The sequence below is a fragment of the Novosphingobium arvoryzae genome (genome assembly GCF_014652615.1).
In the GTDB taxonomy this organism is placed as follows: domain Bacteria; phylum Pseudomonadota; class Alphaproteobacteria; order Sphingomonadales; family Sphingomonadaceae; genus Novosphingobium; species Novosphingobium arvoryzae.
Window position 1 is genome coordinate 83,289 of sequence record NZ_BMZD01000006.1, and the last position, 21,220, is coordinate 104,508.

At 66.9% G+C, this 21,220-nt stretch carries 21 protein-coding genes; 10 read left to right on the plus strand and 11 right to left on the minus strand.

Annotation, left to right across the window (positions count from 1 at the left end; genetic code table 11):
• Window positions 1–3: 3 nt before the first annotated feature.
• From IE113_RS12555 to IE113_RS12570, 4 genes are all read right to left on the minus strand, one after another.
• Entirely contained in the window at window positions 4–783 is a 780-nt protein-coding gene (locus IE113_RS12555; RefSeq protein WP_189542023.1) for an SDR family NAD(P)-dependent oxidoreductase, read from the minus strand.
• An 82-nt stretch (window positions 784–865) separates the two neighbouring features.
• On the minus strand, window positions 866–1,153 hold the full coding sequence (locus IE113_RS12560; RefSeq protein WP_189542025.1) for a PilZ domain-containing protein: 288 nt from the start codon (window positions 1,151–1,153) through the stop codon (window positions 866–868).
• A 165-nt stretch (window positions 1,154–1,318) separates the two neighbouring features.
• Window positions 1,319–1,780 carry a hypothetical protein gene (locus IE113_RS12565; protein WP_189542027.1) on the minus strand — a complete coding sequence of 154 codons (462 nt, stop codon included), beginning with the start codon at window positions 1,778–1,780 and terminating at the stop codon, window positions 1,319–1,321.
• 121 nt (window positions 1,781–1,901) lie between these two features.
• Window positions 1,902–2,630, minus strand: a complete 729-nt coding sequence (locus tag IE113_RS12570; RefSeq protein ID WP_189542029.1) for a hypothetical protein — start codon at window positions 2,628–2,630, stop codon at window positions 1,902–1,904.
• A 104-nt stretch (window positions 2,631–2,734) separates the two neighbouring features.
• Between IE113_RS12570 and msrB the strand changes: the two genes are divergently transcribed.
• Window positions 2,735–3,133, plus strand: coding sequence for a peptide-methionine (R)-S-oxide reductase MsrB (gene msrB, locus IE113_RS12575; protein ID WP_189542031.1), 399 nt, complete (start codon window positions 2,735–2,737; stop codon window positions 3,131–3,133).
• A 138-nt stretch (window positions 3,134–3,271) separates the two neighbouring features.
• The gene (locus tag IE113_RS12580; protein ID WP_189542033.1) at window positions 3,272–5,338 is read left to right on the plus strand and encodes a transglycosylase domain-containing protein; all 2,067 of its coding nucleotides are present in this window, start codon (window positions 3,272–3,274) and stop codon (window positions 5,336–5,338) included.
• Window positions 5,339–5,474: 136 nt separating this feature from the next.
• Here the strand turns inward: IE113_RS12580 and IE113_RS12585 are convergent, their stop codons facing one another.
• The 3 genes from IE113_RS12585 to hflK form a co-directional block, all read right to left on the minus strand.
• The gene (locus tag IE113_RS12585) at window positions 5,475–7,004 is read right to left on the minus strand and encodes a Do family serine endopeptidase (protein ID WP_189542035.1); all 1,530 of its coding nucleotides are present in this window, start codon (window positions 7,002–7,004) and stop codon (window positions 5,475–5,477) included.
• 92 nt (window positions 7,005–7,096) lie between these two features.
• On the minus strand, window positions 7,097–7,942 hold the full coding sequence (gene hflC / locus IE113_RS12590) for a protease modulator HflC (protein ID WP_189542037.1): 846 nt from the start codon (window positions 7,940–7,942) through the stop codon (window positions 7,097–7,099).
• A gap of 1 nt (window position 7,943) precedes the next feature.
• The gene (hflK, locus tag IE113_RS12595; protein ID WP_229822375.1) at window positions 7,944–9,113 is read right to left on the minus strand and encodes a protease modulator HflK; all 1,170 of its coding nucleotides are present in this window, start codon (window positions 9,111–9,113) and stop codon (window positions 7,944–7,946) included.
• 94 nt (window positions 9,114–9,207) lie between these two features.
• On the opposite strand from hflK, the gene IE113_RS12600 reads away from it, so the two are divergent.
• Genes IE113_RS12600 through IE113_RS12620 form a run of 5 tightly spaced genes read left to right on the plus strand, consistent with a single transcriptional unit; the run spans window position 9,208 to window position 16,135 of the window.
• Complete coding sequence (locus tag IE113_RS12600) at window positions 9,208–10,179, plus strand: Mrp/NBP35 family ATP-binding protein (RefSeq protein WP_189542039.1); 972 nt, start codon at window positions 9,208–9,210, stop codon at window positions 10,177–10,179.
• Between the two features lie 28 nt (window positions 10,180–10,207).
• The gene (locus IE113_RS12605) at window positions 10,208–12,475 is read left to right on the plus strand and encodes a molybdopterin cofactor-binding domain-containing protein (protein WP_189542041.1); all 2,268 of its coding nucleotides are present in this window, start codon (window positions 10,208–10,210) and stop codon (window positions 12,473–12,475) included.
• Window positions 12,476–12,529: 54 nt separating this feature from the next.
• Window positions 12,530–13,549 carry a ferrochelatase gene (gene hemH, locus IE113_RS12610; RefSeq protein ID WP_189542043.1) on the plus strand — a complete coding sequence of 340 codons (1,020 nt, stop codon included), beginning with the start codon at window positions 12,530–12,532 and terminating at the stop codon, window positions 13,547–13,549.
• A gap of 43 nt (window positions 13,550–13,592) precedes the next feature.
• On the plus strand, window positions 13,593–14,969 hold the full coding sequence (locus IE113_RS12615; RefSeq protein ID WP_189542045.1) for a cytochrome P450: 1,377 nt from the start codon (window positions 13,593–13,595) through the stop codon (window positions 14,967–14,969).
• 32 nt (window positions 14,970–15,001) lie between these two features.
• Complete coding sequence (locus tag IE113_RS12620; protein ID WP_189542047.1) at window positions 15,002–16,135, plus strand: aminotransferase class V-fold PLP-dependent enzyme; 1,134 nt, start codon at window positions 15,002–15,004, stop codon at window positions 16,133–16,135.
• A 4-nt stretch (window positions 16,136–16,139) separates the two neighbouring features.
• Here the strand turns inward: IE113_RS12620 and IE113_RS12625 are convergent, their stop codons facing one another.
• On the minus strand, window positions 16,140–16,448 hold the full coding sequence (locus IE113_RS12625) for an alkylphosphonate utilization protein (protein ID WP_189542049.1): 309 nt from the start codon (window positions 16,446–16,448) through the stop codon (window positions 16,140–16,142).
• A gap of 127 nt (window positions 16,449–16,575) precedes the next feature.
• Between IE113_RS12625 and IE113_RS12630 the strand changes: the two genes are divergently transcribed.
• A complete protein-coding gene (locus tag IE113_RS12630) occupies window positions 16,576–17,016 on the plus strand; it encodes a styrene oxide isomerase (protein ID WP_189542051.1) in 441 nt (146 codons plus the stop codon).
• Window positions 17,013–17,618 carry a GNAT family N-acetyltransferase gene (locus tag IE113_RS12635; RefSeq protein ID WP_189542053.1) on the plus strand — a complete coding sequence of 202 codons (606 nt, stop codon included), beginning with the start codon at window positions 17,013–17,015 and terminating at the stop codon, window positions 17,616–17,618. The genes IE113_RS12630 and IE113_RS12635 overlap by 4 nt, the downstream gene beginning before the upstream one ends.
• A gap of 4 nt (window positions 17,619–17,622) precedes the next feature.
• On the opposite strand, the gene IE113_RS12640 is transcribed toward IE113_RS12635, so the two are convergent.
• Complete coding sequence (locus IE113_RS12640; RefSeq protein ID WP_229822378.1) at window positions 17,623–18,399, minus strand: sulfite exporter TauE/SafE family protein; 777 nt, start codon at window positions 18,397–18,399, stop codon at window positions 17,623–17,625.
• A gap of 115 nt (window positions 18,400–18,514) precedes the next feature.
• Between IE113_RS12640 and IE113_RS12645 the strand changes: the two genes are divergently transcribed.
• Window positions 18,515–19,777 (plus strand): dipeptidase, encoded by a 1,263-nt coding sequence (locus IE113_RS12645; protein WP_189542055.1) that lies wholly within the window; start codon window positions 18,515–18,517, stop codon window positions 19,775–19,777.
• 6 nt (window positions 19,778–19,783) lie between these two features.
• Here the strand turns inward: IE113_RS12645 and IE113_RS12650 are convergent, their stop codons facing one another.
• Together IE113_RS12650 and dapD are read right to left on the minus strand one after the other, a co-directional pair.
• A complete protein-coding gene (locus IE113_RS12650) occupies window positions 19,784–20,239 on the minus strand; it encodes an ion channel (protein WP_189542057.1) in 456 nt (151 codons plus the stop codon).
• Window positions 20,236–21,075 (minus strand): 2,3,4,5-tetrahydropyridine-2,6-dicarboxylate N-succinyltransferase, encoded by an 840-nt coding sequence (gene dapD, locus IE113_RS12655; protein WP_189542059.1) that lies wholly within the window; start codon window positions 21,073–21,075, stop codon window positions 20,236–20,238. The genes IE113_RS12650 and dapD overlap by 4 nt, the downstream gene beginning before the upstream one ends.
• Window positions 21,076–21,220: the final 145 nt, after the last annotated feature.

Consider the following 21,220-nt stretch of genomic DNA (forward strand, 5'->3'; position numbering starts at 1 on the left):
GCCTCAGTAGATCGTGTAGCCGCCATCGATCACGATGCTGTCTCCGGTGTGGAACCGCGAGGCATCGGAGGCGAGATAGACCGCGATGCCCGCGAAGTCCTCACGCTCGCCCCAACGGCGCAGCGGCACGCGGCCGATCACCCTGTCGTTGAACTTGTCCCACGCCTGCAACCTGGCGGTCATGTCGGACCGGATCCAGCCCGGCAGCACGGCGTTGGCGCGAATGCCATAGCGGGCATATTCCACCGCCAGCCCGCGGATCAGGCCCAGCACGGCGGTCTTGCTGCTGGAATAGGCTTCGTTCGCCGGGGCGCCGTCGATGGCGGAAGTGGACGATGTGACCAGCAGCGAACCGCCCGCGTCCCCGGCCTCGGCCCGTGCCAGCATATGCCGGGCCACTTCGCGGAAGGTCCAGAACACCGCGTCGAGGTTCACGGTCATCACCCGCCGCCACGCCTCGGTCGTCTGTTCGTGGAACGGCCCGCCCCCGCCAATCCCGGCATTGGCCGCGCAGAAGTCGATCCGTCCGAACCGTTCCAGCACGCCCGCGATGCCGGCGATGATCGCGTCCTCGCTGGTCACATCGACTTGGCTGACCAGCACCTCGGCGCCAGTCGCGCGCAGGGTTTCCCCGGCGGCGGCGTTCTTGTCCGGGTTCTGCCCCCAGATCGCCACGCTTGCCCCGGCAGCTGCCAGCCCTTCGGCCATGCCCAGGCCAATTCCGCCGTTCCCGCCGGTCACCAGCGCGACCTTGCCGGTCAGATCAAAGGGATTGAATGCCATGCCCGCCAGTCCTCTTGCTGCTGTTTGCAGCAGTCTGTCGCAAGGCATCCCGCTTGGCCAGCCTGACAATGGATCCTGTGCGCTACAAGCGGTGCACGCCCTGTACCCAGCCCCTGGCCTGCTGACGCACGATTTCACGGTCATCCGGCAGGGCCGCGACCTCGTTCTGTCGGCGCGCCTCCAGCAGGACGCTGGCAGGCAGCGGCTCGTCGAACAGGATGCCGATCCGTCCGCCGTTGCCCCACTGGATGTCGCCAAAAAATTCGTGACGATCCCATTGCAGCACCGCCGGCCCGCTGCAGCCAAAGGCCTGCCTGGCCAGCACGCTGGCCCCCTGGCGGGACAGATCGCACAGGATGACACTATGCACGCCCGCCCGGGTGATCACTCGCGCCGCCAGACGCAGGCGCAGCCTTGAATCGCGGCGCCGTCCTACCGGGTTTGTCATGCTGCCTCGCCAGGATTGACCATCGGGTCGATCCTGCACCGGGCGCAGTAAGGATCAGGCTAAGTCTGCCCTAGGGCGAAACCCCGATCAGGTGACGGACTTCTTGGGGTTCACCAGGATCACCATCTCGTCATAGACCGCGATCAGATGGCTGTCGTACCACTGGTCCAGCACGCATTTGACCTGACCGAAGAAGCCGGGAATCTCGTCCAGCACATAGGATCCGCGAAACTGCGCGCCGCCTTCTTCGCCATAGACCGGCGGTGCGGAGATATCGATCGCCTGCCCTTTGAGATAGGCCACGATTTCATCGATCTGCTGCTTCAGCGCGGCACGGCGATGTTCGTTGTTCGCCCCGCGCGCATGCTGCAGCTCCTCGCGTCCACGCTCGATCAGGGCGGAAAGATAGGCATAGACGCGGTCCATGTTCTCGCGCTTCAGCGCGACCATCTTGTCCACGTATTCCTTCTGCACGCGGATCGCCGCGGTTTCGGGGTGTTCCGAACCGGCAAAGCCTTGACCCCAGCTGACGGGATTTTCCTGAATCATGCGCTACCCTTGCAAACCCGATGCAATATGCTTCGAATGCAGGTGGATAGCCCCGGCATGCTTACTTTCGGGTAAACCCGGCTGGCCGAATGTATCGGGGCGGTGCGCCCGCCCTAGGCGGCTACTTTAGCCAGGCATAGAGAAAGTCGGGCAGGCGCCCGCCAACCAGATAGTCGCCATCCACGAACGCCTCATACTGCAGGCGGCGCCCCAGGGTGCGGTCTGCCGGGGGTTGCTGCTCGTTGCGGCGGGAAAAGGCCGACAGCAGCGTGCGGGCAGGCTCGTAGGTGTGGGCGGCCGTGCTGTCGCGCGCGGCCGGATGGGTCATGGTGACCAGGAACTTGCGCACCCGGCCATGCGACGGGTCGGACCGCCGGGCCTCGCGCAGCAGGGCGGCCCAGCCGCTGACCGGGTCCGCCGCGTCCCACATCGCGCGATAGCGCTGCTCCAGCGGCGCTTCGAGCACGCGCAGGGTATCGCCACTGACCGTGCCGGTGACGATCGGCTCTCCGCCCTTGGCAGGAGTGATCGTGATCGCGCGGATGGCGCTGACGGTCAGTTCGTCGAGCAGGTCGATTTCCGCCTCGTCCAGCCGGCCGTCGAGCAGCATCAGGTCGCGGACCCTGGCTGCATCCGCAGCCTGCATGACCCGCGCGGGCTGGCGCTGCGCGGCGACGATGACGGCGATGACCTCGGCGCTCGCCCTCGCCCGCCCGTCGGTATTTGCCGCGTCGGCCGGACGCTGGTTGGGCGGTCGCTGGGGCAGGATATCCACGCTCGAATTGGCGCCTCCCTGGGCCAGCGCCGGAGCGCTCGCCAACAGCCCGCCCATCGCAATCAGACCGCGCATCCCTACCTCCCGCTCCGGCCGCAGGGCAGACAATGCCCGCGCGACCATACATCCGTCTTGTGCAAAGACGTCAGCCGCATCATATCGGGCAAAAGGATATGGTCATGCCTGAAAAACTGCACCTTACCGATGCCGAATGGCGCGAACGCCTGACCCCCGAGCAATACGCTATCCTGCGTCAGGCGGGGACGGAGCGGGCCTTTACCGGCAAGTATGAATACAACACCGCCCCCGGCACGTACTACTGCGCGGGTTGCGGCACGGCGCTGTTTGCTTCCGACGCCAAGTTCGATTCCGGCTGCGGCTGGCCCAGCTATACCGCGCCGCTGCATGAAGACGGGGTGGAGGAACTGGTCGATACCTCGCACGGGATGATCCGCACCGAAGTGCGCTGCGCGACGTGCGAAGGGCATCTGGGCCATGTCTTCCCGGATGGCCCTGCCCCCACGGGCCTGCGCTATTGCATCAACAGCGCCGCGTTGGGCTTTGAACCGGAAGATTGAGCGCGCCAGAATTCAGGCCAGAATCCAGAGCAGCACAAATTGCCATTAACCCTGCGTTACAAATCTCCTATGCATGGCGCGCGAGCGCGGGGGTGCCAGTTCCGGACACCCCGCCCGCGAGAGGGTTGATCGAGCCACATGGCACGTAAAGATATCCGGCGCTCCGCCAGTGGCAGCCGCCAGCCTGAACCGCCGCAGCCATCCGGCCTGCGCCGGTTCGTGCGCCGCCTGTTCGTGTGGGGGCTGGGTCTGGCCCTGCTGGGGGTGCTGATCGTGGGCGTGGCCGTGGGCCTCGCCGCGCAATCGCTGCCCACCTACAGCGAGCTGAAAAGCAGCCAGGCCGGGCAGATGATCGTTGTGCGCGCACGCGACGGAACGGAAATCGTCTCCCTCGGGCCAAGCTATGGCAAATGGCTGCCCTATGACCAGATCCCGCAGGTGATGAAGGACGCGATCCTCTCCACCGAGGATCGCCGCTATCGCAGCCACATCGGCGTCGATCCCATCGGCATCGCCCGCTCGTTCTATGTCCGCGTGCAGGAAGGCCGCTTCAAGCAGGGCGGGTCGACCATTACCCAGCAGCTGGCGCGCACGGTGTTCCTGAACAACAGCCGCACCTGGGGCCGCAAGCTGCGCGAGATCATTCTGGCGATGGCGCTGGAATGGAAGTTCTCGAAGGACCAGATCCTCGAGCTCTACCTGAACAAGGTCTATTTCGGCGGCGGCGCCTATGGCATCGATTCCGCCAGCCGCAAGTTCTTCGGCCACCCCGGCACCGAACTCAGCCTGCCCGAAGCCGCGATCATCGCCGGGCTGGTCAAGGCGCCCTCGCACTATTCACCCACCGCCGATGCCGATGCCGCCGTCGGGCGCGGGCAGGTCGTGCTGGGCCTGATGCGCGATAACGAGGTCATCAGCGCCGCCGAATTCGCCGCGACCGACTTGAAAAAGATCAAGTTCGCTGCCGAAAAGGGCCAGAACTCCGTACGCTACTTCACGGACTGGGCGCTGCCCCAGCTCGACCTGCTGCTGCCGGAAAACTCCGAACCGATCGAGGTCTGGACCACGCTGGACATCGCCATGCAGCGCGCCGCGACCGAGGCGATCCAGACGCAGGTGCCCAAGGGCGCGCAAGGCGCGCTGGTCAGCCTCGACCGCGATGGCGCGGTGCTGGCGATGGTCGGCGGGACGGATTACGTCACCTCCAACTACAACCGCGCGGTCAACGCCGTGCGCCAGCCGGGCTCGGCGTGGAAGCTGTTCGTCTATCTCGCCGCGCTGGAAGCCGGCTATACCCCCAACGACAAGGTCGTGGACGAACCGGTCACGATTGACGGGTGGAGCCCGCGCAACGCCAACGGCACCTTCGCGGGTGAAATCGACGTGCGCAGCGCCTTTGCCTATTCCAAGAACACCGTCGCGGCGCAGCTGGGCAACGAAGTGGGCTTCAGCTCGGTCGCTGGTATGGCCAAGCGGTTCGGGATCACCACGCCGATTTCCACCGTCCCGTCGATGGTGCTGGGCAGCAACGTGGTGCGCGTGATCGACATGACCCGCGCCTTTGCCTCCGTTTCGGCCAAGGGCCAGGCGATCGAACCCTATGGCATCACCAAGATCGCCACGGTCGACGGCCGCGTGCTCTATGAACGCGACCGCAAGAGCGGGCAGATGCTGGTTCCCGCCTATGTCGCCGCCGGGATCACCGACATGCTGCAAAGCGCGGTCAGCATCGGCACGGGCCGCGCCGCGCAGATCGGCCGCCCGGTGGCGGGCAAGACCGGCACGACCACGTCCAACAAGGACGGCTGGTTCCTGGGCTTTTCCAGCGGGATCACCACCGGCATCTGGATGGGCCGCGACGATGACAAGCCCGTTCCCGGGCTGCAGGGCGGCACCGCCCCGGCGCGCGCCTTTGCCGCCTATATGCGCGTGGCGGTGGCTGGCCGCCCGGTCGAGAAGTTCGACACCGAAGCCGTCGCCCCGGCCTGGCAGCTGGAACCCGATGACGAAGCGATGCTGACCGGCAACCCGGACGATTATTACTACGTCGATGAAAGGGGCAATCTGGTTGACCCCAATGGCAATCCCGCCCCGGCCGACCGGGCACCGGCAGCCCCGGATGGAGGGCTGGAGGAAGTCAACAACCCGCCCCCCGCCGCCAACGCCGACTTCCTCGATCAGGCCACCGGGCGCGGCCCACGCTGAGCTGATCCGGCAGGAACAGAACAGAAAGGCCCCCTTCCCACGACAGGAAGGGGGCCTTTGCTTGTGCCCGATGTTGCTTGCCGGTTCAGAGCACTTTCCAACCAATCCGGATCACCGTGATTGGTCTGAGAGTGCTCTAGCGCAGGCGCACCGGCAGGAACGTGGCGGGCTGGCCGCGCCGCTGGACGCGCAGCATGATCGCCTGACGCCCCGCAGCCTTGGCCGCGCGGACCGCACTTTCCAGTTCGGCCACGCTGGTCACGTCGTTGCCATTGGCCGACAGGATCACATCGCCGCGCTGGAGGCCCTTGGTGCCCGCGTCGGACGAACCATCGACCATCGCGATCACCAGCCCCTTGGTGCCATCGGGCATCCCGATCTGGCGGGCGATCTGCGGGTTGAGCGCGAGGACCGACAGGCCCATCGACTTTTCGACCAGCCCTTCGCCCTGCTTTTGCGGGCTGCGGTTATAGGCGTCTTCTTCCTGCGGGGTGTTGGGGTTGAACGTGCTCTGGGCCAGTTCCTCGTCGCTCGGGCGCTTGCCGACCACGGCGTTCAGCGTCATCCGCTTGCCGCCACGCACCACTTCCACCGGGATACGCTTGCCCGGCGCGGTGTTGGCGACGATGAAGCTGAGCGTCTGCTCCGGCGTCACGTCCTTGCCATCGATCTTCAGCACCACGTCGCCCGGCTGAATGCCGGCGGCGGCGGCGGGCTGGCCCGGCTGCACGGTCTGCACCAGTTCGCCGCGCTTGTTGGGCAGGCCCAGCGAATCCGCGACATCCTCGGTCACCGGGGCGATCTGCACGCCCAGATAGCCGCGGTCGATCGACTGGCCCTTGATCAGCTTGTCGACAATCGGCGCGGCGATTTCCGCCGGAATGGCAAAGCCGATGCCAACGCTGCCGCCGGTGGGCGAGAAGATCGCGTTGTTGATCCCGATCACCGCGCCGTTCATGTCGAACATCGGCCCGCCGGAATTGCCCCGGTTGATCGATGCGTCGGTTTGCAGATAGCGGTCATAGGCCCCGCCCGCGCCGGTATTGCGATAGACGGCGGAAATGATCCCGGAAGTTACCGTGCCGCCCAGGCCGAACGGGTTGCCAATGGCAATCACCCAGTCGCCCACGCGCGCCGTGCGGCTATCACCGAACTTCACGAACGGCAGCGGCTTGCCCGCGTCGATCTTCAGCACCGCCAGGTCCGACGGCGCATCGCGGCCAACCAGCTTGGCGGGATATTCGGTGCCATCGGGCATCGTCACCGTGATCGATTCGACCTGGCCCTGCCCGTCCGCCACGATCACGTGGTTGTTGGTGACGACATAGCCGTCCGCCGAAATGACGAAGCCCGAACCCAGCGACTGCGCCTCACGCGTTTGCGGGCCGCTGCCCTGCCCGCCGAACAGATCGGCAAAGGGCGTGCCCGCGAACGGGTTGGCATTGCGGACCTGCACTTTCTGGCGGGTCGAAATGTTGACCACGGCGGGCTGCAACTGCTGGGTCAGGTCGGCAAAGCTGGCCGGCGCGCCACTGCGGGGCACCACGTTGGCCATGTGCTGCGCGTCGTTCTGGGCCACCTGTCCCACCGCCGGAAGGCCGGTCGCCAGCGACAGGGCGGCGCCGCCCAGCAGCAGCGCGGTAGTCACTCCATAGGCGTATCGCACGTGTCCTCGATCCTCTTGTCTGGTCGCATTGCTGCGAAAGTCATGTTCCCGCCCCGATTCAGCCTGAACCGCCTGAACGGGGATTGAATGGGCTACCGGCCCTTGAACTGGCGCAGGTAATCGTTCTCTGGCGAGAGGATGATCGTGCTGCCACCCTTGTTGCCGGGATTGGCAAACGTCGCCTCATAGCTGCGCATCGCCCGGTAGAAGTCATAGAACGCGGGATCCTGGCCATAGGACTTGGCATAGATTTCCGCGGCCTTGGCTTCGGCATCGGACGTGATCAGCTGCGCCTGCATCTGCCCGCGCGCCTGGATCGTGGTCGCTTCCTGCTCGCGCGCGGCCTGCATCCGGGCGAAGGCGCTTTCCAGCGCCCCTTCGGGTAGATCGGCACGCTTGATCCGCACGTCGATCACCTGCGCGCCATAAGCGCGGGCCTGCTGGTCCAGGTTCTTGCGGATCTGGGTCATCGCCACCCCGCGTTCGGCGGTCAGCAGCGACTGGAACGTGCGCTTGCCCAGTTCCTGCCGCAGGACCGAGGTCATGATCGGTTGCAGCTGGCTGATGACGCGCTCCACCGAACCGGCGGTCTTCACCATCTTGACCGGATCGATGATGCGGAAGCGGGCATAGGCATCGACCTGCAACCGCAGCTGGTCACTGGACAGCACCAACTGGCGCTCCATCGGGAACGACAGCAGCTGCTTGTCCACCCAGACCAGCTGTTCGATGAACGGCAGGCGCCAGCTGATCCCGGCGCCCGTCTGTCCGAAATCGACGTTCGGGCGGAATGCGTTGATCTTGCGCACCGGCTCACCCAGCCGGACGACGACGACCTGCTGCGTTTCGGGGACGATCACCACGCTGGATACCAGCACCAGCGCGGCTGCGATCAGGCCACCCAGGGCCATCTTGCTCTGACGAAGCACGTTCAGCATCCTACTGCCCTCCCTGCGCGGCGGCAGGCGCATCGGGTGCGCGGCGCTTCACTTCGGGCAGCGGGAGGTAGGAAGTCACGCCATTGGCTTCGACCACCACCTTCTCGTTGTTGGACAACACGCGCTCCATCGTATCGTAATACATGCGCCGCCGGGTTACTTCCGGGGCCAGCTTGTACTGCTGGTACACCTTGTCGAAGGCGGCGGCTTCACCCTCGGCGCGGGCCAGCGTCTGCTGCGCCCAGGCCTGGGCGACGTTCTTGTCGCGCTGGGCGTTCTGCTGCGCGACGTTGACCTTCTGGAAGGCATCCGCGACCTTTTCAGGCGGGTCGGCCTTCTTGATGTCCACGCCGACGACCTGCACCCCGGTGCGATAGGCATCGAGAATGCCCTGCATCCGTTCGCGCGTGTTCAGTTCCAGCGGGCCGCGACCGGTGCCGTCCCAGATCGCGTCGAGCGACACTTCTGCCACCGACGCGCGCATCGCGGCTTCCGCCACTTCCTTGACCGTGCGCTGCGGGTCGACCGTGGCGAACGTGAACAGCTTCAGGTCCTTGATCCGCCAGCGCACCTGATACGACAGGTCGATCAGGTTCTGATCGCTGGTCAGCACCAGGTTCTCGCTGCCTTCGTTTTCCGGGATCAGGTCATTGACCACCGACGTCACGTCGCGCGTCTCGACCTGCTGGATCGGCCAGGGCGCGGTGACCGACACCCCGGATTCGATCGTGTGGCTATATTTGCCGAAGGTGGTGACAATGCCCTGCTCTTTCGGGCTTAGCTGGTGGAACGCGCTGCTGAGCAGCCAGACCACTGCCAGGCCGCCAACGATCAGCGGCGCCCAGCTCTTGCCGTCGGCGCGCGGGGGCAGGCCGGGAAAGCCGCCCCGTCCGCCGCCACCGCCAGAGCCGCCGCCCCTGCCGCCAACCTTGCCGCCACGGGCCTTGAAGATGTCCTCGATCGAGGCAGACCGGCGCGGCTCCTCGGCGCTGCCGGCAGGTTGCCAGGGGTTGCGGGGACCATTGCCGGGGGCCGGGTCCGCGGGCTGTTCAGGCGGCTGCTGCGGCGCGGGATCGCCGCCGTCAGAGTTGCCGGAATCGTTGCCCCAGGGGCTCTTGCGGCCGGCCATTGCCAGCACGATCTGCTGTGCAGAACTGCGAATACCTCTCATGAGGGTTCTTATAGGTACGGGTTGTGCACAAAAACAGTGCCTCCCCCCGCTTTTTCCTTGCTAGGGGGGCGCAAATGCAAATCAGGAGTAGAGTGTGAGCGTGAACGCCGGTGATCCCGACACCCTGAAGCCGCTGTTGCCGCCGCTGGCGCAGGCGCGACTGCAATCGCTGAAAGTAACCGACGCAGGGGTCGCGGTGCTGGTGCTCGACGCATCCGGGCTGGACGGGATCGAGCGCGACCGGCTGGAAGTGGCGATCAAGGACGCGCTGCGCGACCACGTGGCCGAAACGCGCGTGGCGATGATGGCCGACAAGCCGAAGATCCGGATCATCGCGGTCGGATCGGGCAAGGGCGGCGTGGGCAAGTCCACCGTCTCGGCCAATCTGGCAGTCGCGCTGGCGCGGATGGGCCGCAAGGTCGGGCTGGTCGATGCCGACATTTATGGCCCCAGCCAGCCCCGCCTGCTGGGCAACGAGGGTGTAAAACCCCGCGCGACCGAGAAGAAGCTGATCCCCGTCCCCAGCCAGTGGGGCGTGCCGGTGTTGTCGATGGGCCACCTGATCGAGGCAGGCAAGGCGATTGCCTGGCGCGGGCCGATGGCGGGCAACGCGCTGGGCCAGCTGGTCGATGCCGACTGGGGCGATATCGATACCCTGATCGTCGACCTGCCCCCCGGCACTGGCGACGTCCAGCTGACCATGCTGCAGCGTCACAAGCCGCTGGGCGCGGTGATCGTTTCCACCCCGCAGGATCTGGCGCTGATCGACGCGACCCGCGCGATGCAGCTGTTCGAGGTCGGCCATGTCCCCGTGATCGGCCTGGTGGAAAACATGGCCGGATATGCCTGCCCGCACTGCGGCGAGATCAGCGACCCGTTCGGCAAGGGCGGGACGGAGGCGACCGCCAAGGCGCTGAACCACCCGTTCCTGGGCCGGATCCCGCTGGACCTGTCGATCCGCCAGCAAAGCGATGCCGGCACGCCCCCCGCCGCCGGGAATGGTCCGCAGGCCGAAGCCTTTGCCGCGATCGCGCGGCGCGTGGCGACCTGGCTCGACAATCAGTGAATCTGGCAGTGAAACGGACCGCAGCCCCATGCGCGTAACCCGGCGCGGCATCCTGCTGGGGGCCGGGGCGACCGGCGGGCTGATCCTGGCCTGGGCGCTGACCCCGCGCTCGTTCCCGCCGCCGCTATCCGCCGCCGAGGGCGAAGTGGCGTTCGATGCCTGGCTGAAGATCGGGCGCGACGGGGTGGTCACGGTCGCCGTGCCGGAACTGGAAATGGGGCAGGGCATCACCACCCTGATCCCGCAGATCGTAGCGCAGGAACTGGGCGCGGACTGGCGGCAGGTGGCGGTGGAACCGGCCCCGGTCAGCGGCGCCTATGCCAATGCGCCGCTCGCCGCGCGCTGGTCGGCGCTGTGGCTGCCGCTGCTGAGCGGGCTGGCGGACGAGCCGGACGACCTGCTCGCCCGCCGCTTTGCCGAGGGGGAGCCGTTTACCGCCACCGCCGATGGCACATCGCTGATCGCGCACGAAGCCGCCGCTCGCGCCGCCGCTGCCAGCGCCCGCGCGATGCTGGCGCAGGCCGCCGCCGACCGCTGGGGCGTGGCGTGGGAAGAATGCGATGCGGTGGACGGCCACATTGTCCACGCCAAGCGCCGCCTGCCCTTCGCCCAGTTGGTCGAGGAAGCCGCGGGCTTCGACGCGCCCGACCCGCCGGTCCTGCGCCCGCGCCCACCGGGCGAGAATCCCGCCGAAGTGCTGCCCGGCGCGTCGCTGCGCTTCCCCCGGCTGGACCTGCCCGCCAAAGTCGACGGCAGCTTCAACTTCGCGGGCGACGTGCGCCTGCCCGACATGGTCTATGCCGCCATCCGGCACGGCCCCATCGGGGACACCCGGCTGGGCGGCTATGACACGGGCCAGACCAGGGGCGTGCAAGGCCTGCTGAAGCTGGTCAACGGCCCCAGTTGGCTGGCGGCGGTGGCAACCGACTGGTGGGCCGCAGAACGCGCGCTTACCCTGATCGCCCCGCGCTTTGCCGCGCAGGACCGCGCCGGCACCGCCGCCTGTGAACAGGCACTGGAAGAGGCCCTGCGGCGCGGCCGTGCCAGCCGGATTGCGGAGAGCGGCGAACCCGACGCCTGGCTGTCGGAAAAGTTCGAACACGTCGCGCATTACCGCGTCGCCCCGGCACTCCACGCCACGTTGGAAACCGCCACCGCCACCGCCCGGCTGGCCGACGGGAAGCTGGAGCTGTGGGTGGCGACGCAGGCCCCGCAGGCCGCCCGTCGCGCCGCGGCTGCCGCGCTGGACATAGCCGTCGAGAACGTGGTGCTCTATCCCATGCCGGCCGGGGGCAGCTTCGACCGGCGGCTGGAGCATGACCACGTGGCCGAAGTGGCCGTGATCGCGCGGCAGGTGGGCAAGCCGGTGCAGCTGATCTGGTCGCGCTGGCAGGAACACGTCGCGGGCGTGCCGCGCACACCGGCGCGGTCCGTGCTGGCGGCGCGGACCGCTTCTGACGGCACGCTGGTCGCCCTGAAAGTGCGCATCGCCGCCCCCGCCAGCTTTCACGAATTCGGGGAACGGCTGCTGGAAGGCAAGGCGCCCCACGCCGGGCGCCATGCACAGTTGCAGGGCGATGCGATGACCGTGGAGGGCGCCGTGCCCGCCTATGCAATCCCGCACCTGGTGGTCGAACACGTGCCCGCCGTCATCCCGCTGCCCACTGCGCGGATGCATGGCAACGCGCACGGCTATACCTGCTTCATGGTCGAAACCTTCATCGACGAGCTGGCCGCCCGCGCCCGGCGCGAACCGCTGTCCTATCGCATCGCGATGCTGGGGCATGACGTGCGGCTGGCCAATTGCCTGCAACGCGCCGCGACGCTGGCCGAATGGAACGGCGGCGCGGCGGGCAGCGGGCAAGGGCTGGCCTGTCACCAGATGACGGTCGCGGGCCGGACGGGCCGCATCGCGCTGGTCGCCGCCGCCCGGCAGGACGAACGCGGCATCCGCGTCGACAAGCTGACCGCCGTGGCCGACATCGGCCGGGTGGTGAACGCCGACATCGCCCGCCAGCAGATCGAGGGCGGCTTGCTGTTCGCGCTTGGCATGGCGCGCGGATCGAGCACCGCCTATGCCGACGGCCTGCCGCTGACCGGGCGGCTGGGGATGCTGAACCTGCCCCAACTGGCGGATTGCCCGGAGATCGAGGTGGACTTCATCGCGGGTGACGACGATCCGTTCGATCCCGCCGAACTGGCCGTGGCCGTGGCCGCCCCGGCCATTGCCAATGCCCTGTTCGCCGCCGGTTCGACCCGGCTGCGCACCCTGCCCCTGCTGGCCGGAAGCGCCTGATGCCGCCGAAAGCCCAGCTTTTCCTGCCTGCACGGACCCGCCAGAGCGCATGTCATGACTGACCATTTGCCCGCCAACCATCCTCCCGTCGCCAAGCTCAGGGTCGGCGTGCTGCTGGTCAACCTCGGCACCCCCGATGCGCCGACGCCCAAGGCGGTGCGCCGCTACCTCAAGGAATTCCTGTCCGACCCGCGCGTCGTGGAAATTCCGAAGCTGGTGTGGTGGCCGATCCTGAACGGGATCATCCTGAACGTGCGGCCGAAGAAATCGGCCCATGCCTATGAACAGGTCTGGGGGCCGGACGGATCGCCGCTGGCCGCGATCACCAAGGCGCAGGCCGCCGCGCTGCAAGCGCGGCTGGGCGATGGCGTGATGGTTCGCTGGGCAATGCGCTATGGCAACCCGGCGCTGGGCGCCGAAGTGCAGGCGATGAAGGATGCCGGGTGCGAACGCATCCTGGTTGCCCCGCTCTACCCCCAGTATTCGGGCGCGACGACCGCGACCGTGATCGATGCTTTGGGCGCGCAGCTGGCAAAAATGCGCTGGCAGCCCGCGATCCGCACCCTGCCGCCCTATTACGACGACGCAGCCCATATCGAAGCGCTGCGCGCCGATACCGTGCGCCAGCTGGCCGCGCTGGATTTCACGCCGGAAGTGCTGTTGCTGTCGTTCCACGGCATGCCCGAACGCACGCTGCATCTGGGCGATCCCTATCACTGCCAGTGCCGCAAGACCGCACGGCTGCTGGCACAGGCGCTGGCCCCGACCCACCCCGACCTGCGGATCGAGGTCAGCTTTCAATCGCGCTTTGGCCGCGCCAAGTGGCTGGAACCCGCGACCGACGCCGTGCTGGACCAGCTGGCGAAGGCCGGCACCCGCCGCGTCGCGATTGCCGCACCGGGCTTTTCCGCCGACTGCCTGGAAACGCGCGAAGAACTGGCAATTCGGGGGGCAGAGGATTTCAAGGCCGCCGGGGGCACGCACTTTGCCGCGCTCGATTGCCTGAATACGTCCGATGCCGGGATGGCGATGCTGGACACGCTGGTCCGACGTGAACTGGCGGGGTGGATTTAACCGAAAAGCTAATTACATCGGTGTCAATAATCGAGGAGAGACGATGGCTACGCTGGCAACCGATACCCCTGCTTTCACCCACTGGTCCCAGGCCCTGCCCAAGCACGCGCTGGATCACATTCCGGGCGAGGACGGCTGGCCGGTGCTGGGCACCACCCTGCAATTGCTGGCTGACCCAATCGGGTTCGGCAACCGGATGCGGGCGAAATACGGCAACGTCTATCGCAACAACAGCTTTGGCCGGCGCGGGGTGATCCTGATCGGGGCGGAAGCGAACGAGCTGGTGCTGTTCGACCGGGGCAAGCTGTTTTCCAGCGAACAGGGCTGGGGCCCGGTGCTCGACCAGCTGTTCCCGCGCGGACTGATGCTGCTGGACTTCGACCATCACCGGGCCGACCGCCGCGCGCTGTCGATCGCGTTCAAGCCCGAGCCGATGCGGCATTATTCCGACGCGCTCAATCGCGGGATTTCCGAGCGGGTGCAGGAATGGTCCGGGCGCGAAATGGCCTTCTATCCGGCGATCAAGCAGCTGACGTTGGATCTGGCCGCCGACAGTTTCCTGGGTCTGCCGTGGGGGCCGGAAGCGGACAAGATCAACACCGCCTTCATCGACATGGTCCAGGCCTCGATCGGCGTGATCCGCAAGCCCCTGCCGTTTACCGCGATGGGCCGGGGCGTGGCGGGGCGCAAGTTCCTGCTGGAATACTTCACCGCCGAAACGCTGCGCCGACGCGAACAGGGCGGCGGGCAGGACATGTTCAGCCAGTTTGCCCGCGCAACGCACGAAGACGGCTCGCTGATGCCGGTCGACGAAGTGGTCGATCACATGATCTTCCTGATGATGGCTGCGCACGATACCATCACGTCGTCCGCCACCTCGCTGATCTGGCTGCTGGCGAAGAACCCGGAATGGCAGGACAAGCTGCGCGAGGAACTGCGCGCGGTGACCGGCGGCGAAGGCCGTGCCCTGGCCTATGACGACCTGGGCAAGCTGGACCTGACCGAGATGGCGTTCAAGGAAGCGCTGCGGATGATCCCGCCGGTTCCGTCGCTCCCGCGCCGCGCGCTGCGGAAATTCACGTTCGGCGGCTATACTATCCCGGCCGGAACGCCGGTGGGGATCAGCCCCGCGGCGGTCCACATGATGGAGGAATACTGGCCCGAACCCGCAAAGTTCGATCCGCTGCGCTTCACCCCGGAACAGGTGGCCAAGCGCCACAAGTATGCCTGGGTGCCGTTCGGCGGGGGCGCGCACATGTGCCTGGGGCTGCACTTTGCCTACATGCAGGTGAAGATCCTGCTGGCCCACGTCCTGACGCGCTATCACATCGATATCGCGCCGGGGTATGAGCCCAAGTGGCAACCCTGGCCGATCCCCAAGCCCAGCGATGGCTTGCGCGTCACGTTCCGGCCGGTCTAAGCGCGGGGCAGTCCCTAACGAAAGTTATAACGATGCCCGGTCTGCGCCCCGATATCGATCCTGACGGTCTGCTGGAATACTCGGTGGTGTTCACCGACCGCTCGCTCAACCACATGAGCGCGGCATTCCAGGGCGTGATGCACGATATCCATGCGGGCCTGACCGGGGTCTACGGGGCAGAGCGCGCCGTCGTCGTTCCCGGCGGCGGCAGCTATGCGATGGAAGCGGTCGCGCGGCAGTTCGCGACCGACAAGCGCGTGCTGGTGATCCGCAACGGGTTCTTCTCCTACCGCTGGAGCCAGATTTTCGAAGCGGGCCGCATCCCCGCCCACGAAACCGTGATGAAGGCTCGCCGCATCGGCGAAGGGCCGACCGCACCGTTCACCCCCGCCCCCATCGACGAAGTGGTCGCCGCGATCCATGCCGAGCGCCCCAACGTGGTCTTTGCCCCGCACGTCGAAACCGCATCGGGAATCATCCTGCCCGACGCTTACGTGCGCGCCGTGGCCGCCGCCGCGCATGACGTTGGCGCGCTGTTCGTGCTCGATTGCGTGGCATCGGGCTGCGCCTGGGTGGACATGGCCGCCAGTGGCGTCGATGTGCTGATCTCAGCCCCGCAGAAGGGCTGGTCAGCCTCGCCCTGTGCCGGTCTGGTCATGCTGAGCGCGGCCGCACTGGAACGCTGCCGCGCCGCGCAGTCCAGCAGCTTTGCCATCGATCTGGGCCGCTGGCTGGCGATCATGGAAGCCTACCTGAACGGCGGCCACGCCTATCACGCCACTATGCCCACCGACGCCCTGCGCGGGTTTCGCGATGCGATGCTGGAAACGCAGGCTGCCGGCTACGAATCCCTGCGCGCCGCCCAGTGGGAACAGGGCAACGCGGTGCGCGCGATGCTGGCCGCGCGCGGCGTGCAATCCGTTGCTGCCGAAGGATTCGGCGCGCCGGGCGTGGTCGTATCCTACACCACCGATCCCGATATCCAGAACGGCAGGAGGTTCCTTGCCCAAGGCTATCAGATCGCGGCGGGCGTGCCACTGATGGTGGACGAGGGCGCGGACTATCGCAGCTTCCGCCTCGGCCTGTTCGGACTGGACAAGCTGCTGGACGTGCCGGCCAGCCTGAAGCGACTGGAAACCGCGTTCGACGCGGTCTTCCCGGCCTGAGTCCTTACCGTTTGCGGACGAATTCCGCGCGCAACACCAGCCCCTTGATCCCATCGAACCGGCAGTCGATTTCCTGCGCGTCGCCGGTCAGGCGGATCGACTTGATCACCGTGCCCTGCTTCAGCGTCTGGCCCGCGCCCTTGACGGTCAGGTCCTTGATCAGAGTGACGGAGTCCCCATCCGCCAGCAGGTTGCCCACCGCATCGCGCACTTCCACCACATCGGCGGCGGCGCGCTTGGCCGCAAGCTCCGACGCGGGCAGCCATTCGCCGCTGTCCTCGTCATAGACGTAATCTTCGTCGGTATCGGCCATTGTTTCCCTCCATTGGCAGGCAACGGCCATGGCAGGCGCGCCGCCGCTTGGCGAGTAAAACCTTGAAGCGCTTGCCCCTGTGTCGATCCAGCGGCAGACTGCCGCAAAATACAGGGGGAGAATGGCAATGAACAATCCGGCAATCGCACGGCGAATGGTGCTGCTGGGCACTGTCCTGGTCATGCTGGGGCTGCTCACCGGCTTCGTGTCCGGCAGCCTCGCCAACCCACGCATGGGGCTGGCCTCGCACCTCGAAGGCTTGATGAACGGCACGCTGCTGATCGCCCTGGGGGCGGCCTGGGGACATGTCCGGCTGTCGCCCGCCGGCGAACGCTGGGCCTTCGGGCTGCTGGCATTCGGATCGCTGGCCAACTGGCTGGCGACCCTGCTGGCGGCGATCTGGGGCGCGGGCGGCGAAACGATGCCGCTGACCGCTGCAGGCCATCAAGCCGCCGCCTGGCAGGAAAACGTGGTGACCGGCCTGCTGATCACGCTGTCCTTCGCGATGGTCGCGGCCATCGCCCTGGTCATCAAGGGCTTGCTGGCCGCACGGCAGGACGCGGCATGACCGACCGCACGGTCATTCCGCTGGACGAAACACACCGCGCCGCCGCCGTCGCCACGCTCGCCGCCGCGTTTCAGGATGACCCGGCGGTCAGCTGGATCATCCCCGATCCCGCCGCGCGTGCGCGCCGGTTGCTCAAAATGTACGATTGGCTGTTCAGCGATCACCTGACCCACGGCTTCATTCTGGGCACGTCGGGCGCGGAAGCGGTGACCATGTGGCGCGCACCGGGCAAGGTCCATTACCGCACCCCGCTGCGCCCCGGACACCTGCTCCACCTGTTGCAGATCTTCGGCCCCTGCATCCTGCGGGCCGCGAAGGTGGGCGACTGCATCGATGCGCATCTGCTGCGCGGGGAAGGCCGCTATTACTTGCGGTATGCCGGGGTGCGGCCCGAATACCAGGGCAAGGGGCTGGGCGGCCTGACGATCCGCGCGGGGCTTGCGAAAGCGGCGCAGGCGGGCGTTCCTGCCGTGCTGGAAACCGCAACGGAGAGCAACGTCGGCCTCTATCAGCGGCTGGGCTTTGCCGTGCGGGAGGAATGGGATGTGCCGGGGCGCGGGGCACCGCATTTCTGGACGATGGAGCACCCGGCCCAGGCCTGAAGAATCAGGCGAACACCCCGTCCCACACCAGCTTGGCTCCCAGCGCGACCATCAGCAGGTAGATGATGGTGTAGAACCGCGCGCTGTCCAGCCGCCGGATCAGCCGAACGGCGATCAGCGTGCTGACGATAGCCAGCGGCAGCAGCGCCGCGCCGGCGGCCAGAGTCTGCGCATTGAGCGATCCCAACGCGAGGTAACTGGGCACCTTGATCCAGTTGATCAGCGCAAAGAACACCGAACTGGTGCCAACAAAGCGCTCATGCGGCAGACGGCGCGGGGTAACCCACATCTGGAACGGTGGCCCACCCGCATGGGCGATCTGGCTGGTGAAGCCTGAGGCCGCGCCGAACAGCATGCCGACCCAGCCGGGCGAATCCGATGGGGTCACCACTCTCCCCCCGCGCTCCAGCCACAGCCGATAGACACCAAACGCGCCGGTGATTGCGCCGAGCACGAGCAGCAGGCGCTCCTCTGGCACCACGGCGGCCAACACCGTGCCCAGCGCGACGCCCGCGATCGCGCCCGGCAGCATCCAGGCAACGATCCAGCGGTCCCAGCTCTTGCGGAACGACCACACGCTCACCGCGTCCTGTGCCAGCAGCACCGGCATCAGCACCGCCGCCGCGACCGGGGCGGGCAGGCTGAGCGCCAGCAGCGGGGTTGCCAGCACGCCGAGGCCGGAAAAGCCGCCCTTGGCCAGCCCGACCACGATTACCGCGATCACCGCCAGGGTCAGCGTCCAGGGATCGGCCAGCAGTTCCATCGCCCCAGCGACAAGCATGCCCTGCCGCGCAGCGCAAGTGTCTGCCGCGCAGCGCAAGTGCCTGCACTCTTGCCAAGTGGCGCGCGCTGCCGCTTAAGTGCGGCAAACGCACCAACCGCCAAGGACCTACCCGATGCGCGCCATTCTGCTTGCTTCTTCCGCCCTGCTGCTCGGTCTGGCGGCTCCGGCTGCGGCCAGGACGCCAGAACAGGTGGCGGCGGCGGCGCTGGCGGCAGCGCCGGTATGGGATGGGCACAACGATATCCCGATGCAGCTGCGCGATCGCCACAAGAATGTGCTGGCAGGGTTCGATTTCCAGGACACCACGGACAGCGCCGATCCGGCGAAAGGCCAGATCGCGCTACAGACCGACCTGAAACGACTGCGCGCGGGCAAAGTCGGGGCGCAGTTCTGGTCAGTCTATGTCCCGGCCAGCCTCAGCGACACCCAGGCCGTGCAGGCAACGATCGAACAGATCGACGTCGCCAGGCGATTGATCGGGCAGAATTCCGCCGAATTGCAGTATTGTGAAGATTCCGCCTGCGTTGAACGCGCGTGGAAACAGGGCAAGATCGCATCCCTGCTGGGGATGGAAGGCGGCCATTCGATGGGCGGTTCGCTGGCCGTGCTGCGCCAGCTCCACGCGCTGGGCGCGCGCTACATGACGCTTACCCATTCGCGCAACAATGCCTGGGCCGATTCCGCCACCGACAAGCCGGTCCACGGTGGACTGAACGCGCTGGGCCGCGACGTGGTGCGTGAGATGCAGCGGCTGGGCATGCTGGTGGACCTCAGCCACGTCAGCGAGGAGGCCATGCTGGACGCGCTGGAAGTGGCCAAGGCTCCGGTCATTTTCAGCCATTCCAACGCGCTGGCCGTCAGCTCCCACCCGCGCAACGTACCCGACAGCGCGCTGGACAAGCTGAAGGCCAACGGCGGCATTGTGATGGTCAATTTCTATCCGCTGTTCGTGGTCGAACAGACCCGCCAGTGGAACATGGCCCGCGCGGCCGAGCGCGCCCGGCTGGAGGCGCTGCACCTGGGCAAGCCCGCCGCCACTGTCACTGCTGCGCTGGCAGCGTGGGAACAGGCCAATCCGCAGCCGCTCGGCACCGTGGCCGACGTGGCCAATCATCTTGACTACATCGCCAAGCGGATCGGGGCAGATCACGTGGGCCTTGGGGCGGACCTTGACGGCATCGACAACACCGTGGTCGGGCTGGAGGACGCGTCGAAATATCCGGCGCTGTTCGTCGAACTGGCCCGCAGGGGGTGGAGCCAGGCCGATCTGGAAAAGCTGGCCAGCCGCAACATGATGCGTGTGCTGAAGGCTGCCGAGGCGTATGCCGCGACGCAGAAGGGCCAACCCCCGATTGAAAACCCGGTCAGCTTCTGACCGGGATCAGTGCGGGTCGATGCGGCCGGTCAGGCGGAAAAAGAATGCGGTCGACCAGCCGAGCATGAAGATGCCCAGCACGCTTTCGAACGCGCCCAGCAGCCGCCATTCGGGCAGCACGTGGGTATCGTTATACCCCACGGTCGAATAGCTGATGGTCGAGAAATACAGCGCGGATTCCAGGTCCGGGATTGCGCCCAGCGCCAGATAGGTCACCGCGAAAATCCAGATCTGCACCCCGTGCAGCGCCAGCATCGCGATCACCGCCCCCAGCGTGAACAGCACGCCGCGCGGTGACAGCGGATTGGTATGCTCCAGCCGTTCGACCGCAGCTTCCGTCCGCACCGCCCCGTTCAGGGCAAACAGGCCCAGGCCGTGCACGATCACGCACAGGACAACCATCGCGGATGACACCGCGAACTGCGCGAGCAGGTTGTCCGGCGTGGCGAACTGGCTGATCAATCGCGCAGCAAGTCGTTGATCGCGGTCTTGGCGCGGGTCTGCGCATCCACCGTCTTGACGATCACCGCGCAATACAGCGACGGCCCCGGCGTGCCATCGGGCAGCGGCTTGCCCGGCATCGAACCCGGCACGACGACCGAATAGGGCGGAACCACGCCAATGTGGACCTCGCCGGTCGCCCGATCGACGATCTTGGTCGATGCGCCAAGGTAGACACCCATCGACAGCACCGCGCCTTCGCACACCCGCACGCCTTCAACGACTTCACTGCGCGCACCGATGAAGCAGTTGTCCTCGATCACCACCGGCCCGGCCTGCAGCGGTTCCAGCACACCGCCGATACCGACGCCGCCCGACAGGTGCACACCCTTGCCAATCTGGGCGCAGGAACCGACCGTGGCCCAGGTATCGACCATCGTGCCTTCGCCGACATAGGCACCGATATTGACGAAGCTGGGCATCAGGATCACGCCCTTGGCAATATACGACCCACGGCGCGCCACCGCGCCCGGCACCACGCGAAAGCCCCCTGCGCGGAAGCGGGCGTCATCCCAACCTTCGAACTTCGACGGCACCTTGTCGAACGCGGGCGCACCGGCGGCGCCATTCGGCACCACCGCATTGTCGTTCAGGCGAAACGAGAGCAGCACGGCCTTCTTCAGCCACTGGTTGACCTGCCAACCACCCTGCCCGTCCGGCTCCGCCACGCGCGCCTGGCCGCTGTCGAGCAGTTCCAGCGCGGCTTCGACCAGGCTGCGAACATCGCTGCTGGCAGGGGTCACCCCGTCACGTGCTTCCCAGGCGGCTTCGATCGCGGTAGCAAGATCGGCAGTCATGTCGTGTTCCTTCGCTCGTTCGCGGGCAATCGCGGCAGCGCCTATCGCCTGCCTGCGCCGGGGGCAAGCGCGCAGGCGGAATGGGACAGGAAATTTCCGGTTAAGGGAAGCCATGGCAATGGTCGCGATGGATTGCACAAGGGAC